The 6,486-nt window shown below is 68.1% G+C and carries 5 protein-coding genes and 1 pseudogene; all 6 read left to right on the forward strand.

Annotation, left to right across the window (positions count from 1 at the left end; all coding sequences use genetic code 11):
- Nucleotides 1–200, forward strand: a pseudogene (locus tag ABWP50_RS10760) (VOC family protein); the annotation flags it as partial.
- Between the two features lie 110 nt (nt 201–310).
- Nucleotides 311–1,033: an ABC transporter ATP-binding protein gene (locus ABWP50_RS10765; RefSeq protein ID WP_353217985.1), complete on the forward strand. Its 723-nt coding sequence runs from the start codon at nt 311–313 to the stop codon at nt 1,031–1,033.
- Nucleotides 1,034–1,043: 10 nt separating this feature from the next.
- A complete protein-coding gene (locus ABWP50_RS10770) occupies nt 1,044–3,590 on the forward strand; it encodes an FtsX-like permease family protein (RefSeq protein WP_353217986.1) in 2,547 nt (848 codons plus the stop codon).
- Nucleotides 3,590–4,636: a lipocalin-like domain-containing protein gene (locus ABWP50_RS10775; protein ID WP_353217987.1), complete on the forward strand. Its 1,047-nt coding sequence runs from the start codon at nt 3,590–3,592 to the stop codon at nt 4,634–4,636. The genes ABWP50_RS10770 and ABWP50_RS10775 overlap by 1 nt, the downstream gene beginning before the upstream one ends.
- A gap of 71 nt (nt 4,637–4,707) precedes the next feature.
- Nucleotides 4,708–5,964, forward strand: a complete 1,257-nt coding sequence (locus ABWP50_RS10780; protein ID WP_353217988.1) for a Coenzyme F420 hydrogenase/dehydrogenase, beta subunit C-terminal domain — start codon at nt 4,708–4,710, stop codon at nt 5,962–5,964.
- An 85-nt stretch (nt 5,965–6,049) separates the two neighbouring features.
- On the forward strand, nt 6,050–6,486 hold a 437-nt coding region (locus ABWP50_RS10785; protein WP_353217989.1), incomplete at its 3' end, for a hypothetical protein.

Genomic DNA, 6,486 nt, shown 5'->3' on the forward strand with positions numbered 1-6,486 from the left:
TGGTGATGGATTGGCCGGCCTGGGAAGCGCTGGGCGCGCGCATTGCTGCGGCCGGCGCGGCGTTCGAATTGGCCCCGCATGTGCGCTTTGCCGGCAAACCGGGTGAGCAGGGCACGTTTTTCCTGTTTGATCCGGCTGGCAACGCGCTGGAGTTCAAGGCCATGCGCAATCCCGCCAATCTGTTTGCCAAGCAGGACTGACCGGCCAGCGGCCGCGTTAGAATTGGTGGGCATGGTGCCACACGGGCTATCATCGCGGGCGCGGTGCGTTAGACGGAGCCATGCTTCCAAATCCGGCCTGTCATTGAATCATGGTTGCGCCGCCGCCTGAATCGCTGTCGTCCTCGCCTATCCTGCTTGCGACCGGGCTGGCCAAATCGGTTCCTGCCTCTGGCGGCCCGCGCCAGTTGTTTGCCGCGCTGGACCTGTCTGTTTCCGCCGGCGAAGTGGTAGCGATCACCGGCGAATCGGGGGTGGGCAAATCCACCTTGCTCAACATCATTGCCGGGCTGGATGTGCCTGATGCGGGCCAGGTGAGCATCGCCGGCCGCGATATTGCCGGGCTGGATGAAACCGGCCGCGCGGCGCTGCGCTGCCGGCAATTGGGCTTTGTGTTCCAGGCCTTTCACGTGCTGCCGCACCTTGATCTGGCGCGCAACGTGGCGCTGCCGCTAGTGCTGGCCGGCGCCGCGCAGCAGGGTGCGCTGGCCCGCGCGCACGACATGCTGGCCAAAGTTGGCTTGCCGGGGCGCGGCGGCGATTGGCCGGCCGTGCTGTCGGGCGGCGAGTTGCAGCGCGTGGCGATTGCGCGCGCGCTGGTGCATGCGCCGCCGCTGGTGCTGGCCGATGAGCCGACCGGCAATCTCGATCCCGAAACCGCGCGCCGCGTGCTCGATCTGTTGCTGGCGCAGGCCCGTGATGAAGGCGCTGCGGTGCTGATTGTCACCCACAGCGAAATGGTGGCCGCTGCCGCCACGCGCACCGTGCGATTGACGGCTGCCGGGCTTGCGGCAACCCACGGTGCAGCGGCCTGAGCCGCCGGCCATGGCTGCGATCCTGCCTGTCACCACCCGCTGGCTGCTCGCTGGCGAATGGCGCGCGCAGCCGCTGCGCATTGCTGTTGCCGTGCTGGCGATAGCCGTTGGCGTGGCGCTGGGCTTTGCGGTGCATCTGGTCAACAGCGCGGCGCTGGCCAGCTTTGGCCGGGCGGTGGCCAATGTGCAGGGCCGCGCCGATCTGACCGTGCGGGCGCGCAGCCCGGCGGGCTTTGATCAGGCCCTGTACCCGCGCATCGCCCGGCTGCCCGCGGTGGCCGCGATCAGCCCGGTGGTGGAATTGCAGGCCAGCTGGGGGCAATTGGTGCGGCCGGGCGCGCCGGCGGGGCGCGGCGGGCGCTTTACGCTGCTGGGCATCGATATGCTGCGCGCCGCAAAGGTCACGCCCGGTCTGGCCGCGCCGATGGCCGCCAGCATCGGCGGGCGGCCGCTGATGCAAGGTGATCTGCTGTGGCTGTCCCCGGCGCTGGCCCGCGCGGCTGGCGTGAAGGTGGGTGACATGTTCGGCTTTACCGCCGCCGGCACGCAAGTGCGTTGGCAGGTGGCAGGCCTGCTGCCGGGCAGCGAGGACGCGCGGTTGGCGGTGATCGATATTGCCGGCGCGCAATGGCGCTTTGCGCAACTGGGCCGTTTGCACCGGCTGGATCTGAAATTGGCCGAAGGCGTCGATGCGGCCGCCGCGCGGCAGGCGATTGCAGCGGCGCTGCCGATCGATGCCGTGCTCGCCACGCCGGAGGATGAAGCCAGCCGCGCAGACGCGCTCAGCCGCGCCTACCGGGTCAATCTTGGCATGTTGGCGCTGGTGGCGCTGCTGACCGGTGGGTTTCTGGTGTGGTCGGCGCAGGCGCTTTCGGTGGCGCGGCGGCAGCCGCAATTTGCGCTGCTGGCGGTGCTGGGCCTGCCGCGCGCTGGCCTGGTGCAGCAATTGCTGATCGAAGGGCTGGCGTTGGGGCTGGCCGGCGCGGCGGCGGGCATTGCGCTGGGCTATGGCCTGGCGCTGCTGGTGGTGGCGCAATTTGGCGGTGACCTTGGTGGCGGCTATTTTTCCGGCGCCACGGCCCGGTTGGCGTTTCCGCCGCTCGCCGCGCTGGTGTTTGGCGGGCTGGGCATTGTCACGGCGCTGGCTGGCAGCCTGGCACCAGCCTTGCAGGCCGCGCGGCAAAGCCCGTCGGCGGCGTTGAAGGGCATGGGGGAGCGGCCTGATCCGTCACGGCCGCCGCTGGCCTGGCCGGGGCTGGCGCTGCTGGCGGCGGGCGGCCTCGCGGCGCTGGCACCGCCGATTTTCGGCCTGCCGCTGCTGGGTTATGCATCCATGGCGCTGCTGCTGGCGGGCGGCGTCGCCCTGATGCCGGCGCTGGTGCGGGCGTTGCTGGCACCGCTGGCGCGGGCGGGCAGCGCCAATCCGGCCATTGATCTGGCGGTGCGCCGGCTGTGGGGTGTGCCGCAGGCGGCCAGCCTGGCCTTGTCGGGCATTGTGGCGTCCACGGCGCTGATGGTGGCGATGGCGGTGATGGTGGCCAGTTTCCGGCAAAGTGTTGACGATTGGCTGATCGCGGTGCTGCCATCCGATCTGTATCTGCACCTCGAAGCGTCCGACACCGGCGGCTTGACGCTGGCCGATCAGGCCCGGCTGGCGGCGGTGCCGGGCGTGACCAATGTGCGGTTTCAGCGCGTGCAGACGATCCGCATCGATCCGCAGCGGCCGGGCGTGGCGCTGCTGGCGCAAGGCGGGCAGGCGAGCATGCCACTGGTGGCGCAAACAGATCGTCCGCCGCCGGCCGGCAGCAGCGCCGCGACGATCTCCGAACCGCTGGCCTGGCTGTATGGCTGGCAGCCCGGCGAGGTGCATGATGTGGTGATCGGCGGCACGGTGCGGCCGTTGTTCGTGGCCGGCATCTGGCGCGATTATGCCCGGCAATGGGGCGCGATCACGCTGCCGCTGGCGGATTATCGCCGCTTTACCGGTGATGCGTCCGCCAGCGATGTGTCGTTTGATGTGCGCCTCGGTAGCGATGCAGTCACTGTGCAGCAGGCGCTGCGCCGGGCGCTGCCGGCGGCGCTGGTTGGCCAGGCGCAATTTGGCCGCCCGGCCGAAATGCGCCGCGTGGCGCTGCAGATTTTCGATCGCAGCTTTGCCGTCACCTATGCGCTTGAAGCCATTGCCATCCTGATCGGCCTGGCCGGCGTGGCCACGAGTTTTTCGGCGCAAGTGCTGGCGCGGATGCGCGAATTCGGCATGCTGCGCCACATCGGCGTCACCCAGCGGCAGATACTGGCGATGCTGGCGCTGGAAGGCAGCGGGCTGGGCGCGTTGGGTGCGCTGGCGGGCTGCGGGCTGGGGCTGGTGATGGCGATGGTGCTGGTGCGCGTGATCAACCCGCAAAGCTTTCACTGGACGATGGACGTCGCGCTGCCGTGGCCGGTGCTGGGCGGGCTGGTGCTGGCGCTGCTCGCTTGCGCGGCGGGCACGGCGGTGGTGGCCGGCCGGCGCGCGCTGGGTGAAGGCGCGCTGCTGGCGGTGCGGGCGGATTGGTGATGCGGCGGCTGGTCTTGCTGCTGATGCTGCCGCTGATGATGGCGGCAACATTTGCGCCGGTGCGGCCGGGCGCGGCGCTGCGCTTCCCGGCCGATCACGGCGCGCATCCCGATTTTCGCACCGAATGGTGGTATGTCACCGGCTGGCTGGACACACCGCAGGGCAAGCGCGGCTTTCAGATCACGTTTTTCCGCACGAAACCTGATCTGGACACCGAAAATCCGTCCGCCTTCGTGCCGCGTCAGGTGATTTTCGCCCATGCCGCCCTGTCTGATCCCGGCCACGGCCAATTGCGCCACGCCGCGCGCATCGCCCGCGCCGGCTTTGGGCTGGCGCAGGCGCGGGTGGGCGATATGGATGTCGCTGTCGATGATTGGCGCATGTGGCGCAGCGCCGATGGCCGTCTGCATGCCCGCGTGGCCGGCGATGGCTTTGCGCTGGCGTTGGCCTTTACGCCCACTCAGGCGGTGATCCTGCAGGGCAAGGGTGGTTACAGCCAGAAAGGGCCAAACCCTTCCGAAGCCAGCCATTATTACAGCTGGCCGCACCTGCGCGTGAGCGGGCAACTGACGGACAAAGCCGGCAAACGCGCCGTGACCGGGCAGGCGTGGCTGGACCGGGAATGGTCGTCCACCCTGCTCAATCCGCGCGCTGTCGGCTGGGATTGGCTCGGCCTCAATCTGGATGATGGGGCTGCGCTCACCCTGTTTCGGGTGCGCGATGCGGCCGGCGCTGCGGTGTGGGCGGGCGGCAGCCACCGTGATGCTGCCGGGCGGATCCATGTGCTGGCGCCGGCCGATGTGCGCTGGCAGGCCGCCGGCTGGTGGCAAAGCCCGCGCAGCAAGGCGCGCTGGCCAGTACGGCCCATGGTGGCGTATCGCGTGGGGGGGCGCTGGCAGCAGATTGCGGTGACGCCGCTGATGCCGGATCAGGAGCTCGATAGCCGCATGGGCGGCGGGCCGCTCTATTGGGAAGGCGCGGTAACGGTACCGGGCGGGCGCGGCTATCTGGAATTGACCGGCTATGGCGCGCCGCTGAAGATGTAAGTCATTGCGGATGGGGCATGCCGCGCGCTATCGCTGCGCGCATACAGGCTGCAATCATTCAGGAACCGATATTGTCTCAGCAGCACCCAGCCGTGATCGCACCCGATTTCGCGCCCGCTGCGCCGCGCGGCCTGTGCACCGATTGCGGCGTGTCGCGCACCGCCACGCCAGGTGATTGCGGCACCGCCTGCCAGTTCATCAAGCCCGATTATGCCGCCATGGAAACCCAGGTCCACGGCCGCGCCCGCGACGAAACCCGCCCCGATGAGCTGTTCTTCGGCCCGTTTCAGCGCATGGCCAAGGCCCGCCTGAAAACCCCGAGCGAAGGCGCGCAATGGACCGGCATCACCAGCCGGCTGGGTGAACGCCTGCTGGAAACCGGCGCGGTGGAGGCGGTGCTGGCCATGGCGCCCGACCCTGACGACAAGTGGAAACCGCGCCCGGTGATCGTCACGCAGGCCGCCGCGATGGCACAAGTGCGCGGCATGCGCATGGGCTACGCGCCGCTGCTGGCGCTGCTGGAGCCGGCGCGGGCGGCTGGCTTCAAGCGCATCGCCATCGTCGGCATCCCCTGCCAGATCCACGCGCTCAGGCGGCTGGAGGCCAAGCTGGGCTTTGAGCGGATTTACGTGATCGGCACGCCGTGCAGCGACAACACCACGACGGCAAATTTCCACGAATTTCTCAGCCTGCTGTCCGACAAGCCCGGCAGCATCACCTATCTGGAATTCAAGGCCAATTATCATGTCGAGCTGCGCTTTGACGACGGCAAGCGTAGGCAAGTGCCGTTCCTGATGCTGCCGCTGGGTGATTTGCGCCCGGATTTCTTCCCGCTCACCTGCCGCACCTGCGTGGATTACACCAATGTGCTGGCCGATATCACCGTCGGTTATATGGGCGGCACCGGCGAGCAATGGTTGCTGGTGCGCAACGATCGCGGCGCGGAATTGCTGGCGCTGCTGGGCGATGAAGTGGCGCTGGCGGCGCCGGACGACAATGGTAGAATTGTGGGGGGCAAGCCGGACGGTTCGAAACGCGCCGGGCCGGTGAAGGGCTTCATGGCCAACACCGAGCGTGCCGCCGGCGGTCTGCCGCTGCGCCGCATGCCCAAATGGGTGCGCCCCATTGTGGGCGCGTTGATGCCGATCATCGGCCCCAAGGGCAAGGAATTCGCCCGCACGCGCCTGGAGATGAAGGCCATCGAAACCGTGCTGCACCTGCGCCGCGAAGCGCCGGCCATGATGAAAAACATGATTCCGCCGCACGTGTGGAAGCTGGTGGCGCGTTACGGGATCACGCCGGCCGACGGGGAAACGCGCGACCGTTGAACGGCGCCAAGGGAACTTTCGGGGCCGCCGAGCGCTTGGCAATTGCAAGCCTGATTGGGCTGTAACTGTCACGAAGGCCATTCCCATGCACAAATCCAGCCTGTTCACCGCTGCGGCCAGCGCCGCTTTGGTGATTGCCGCCCTGTCGGCCCCCGCCCAAAGCCAGCTGCAAAATGCGCAGCCGAGCGCCAGCTTCCTTGATCGATTGTTCGGCAACATATTCGGCAACACCGATCAGGCCGCCGAACAGACGCTGGAAGCCAACTGGAATCAGGGCTACCGGCCGTTCGAACAGCGCCGCGGCCAATTCGAGACGCGGATCGATGCCGCGGTGCGCGATGGCACGCTGAGCCGCGTCGACGCAAACGACATGCGCGGCGACTATGAGGATATCGTGCAATTGGAAGCACAATATTCCGCCAATGGCCCGATGCAGCCCAGCGAGCGCAACGAATTGCGTTCACGCTACCGCAGCTTGATGCAGGGGGTCGGTTACCAGAACGGTGGGCAAAACGGTGGCCA

This window comes from Sandarakinorhabdus sp. (genome assembly GCF_040398645.1).
Lineage (GTDB): Bacteria > Pseudomonadota > Alphaproteobacteria > Sphingomonadales > Sphingomonadaceae > Sandarakinorhabdus.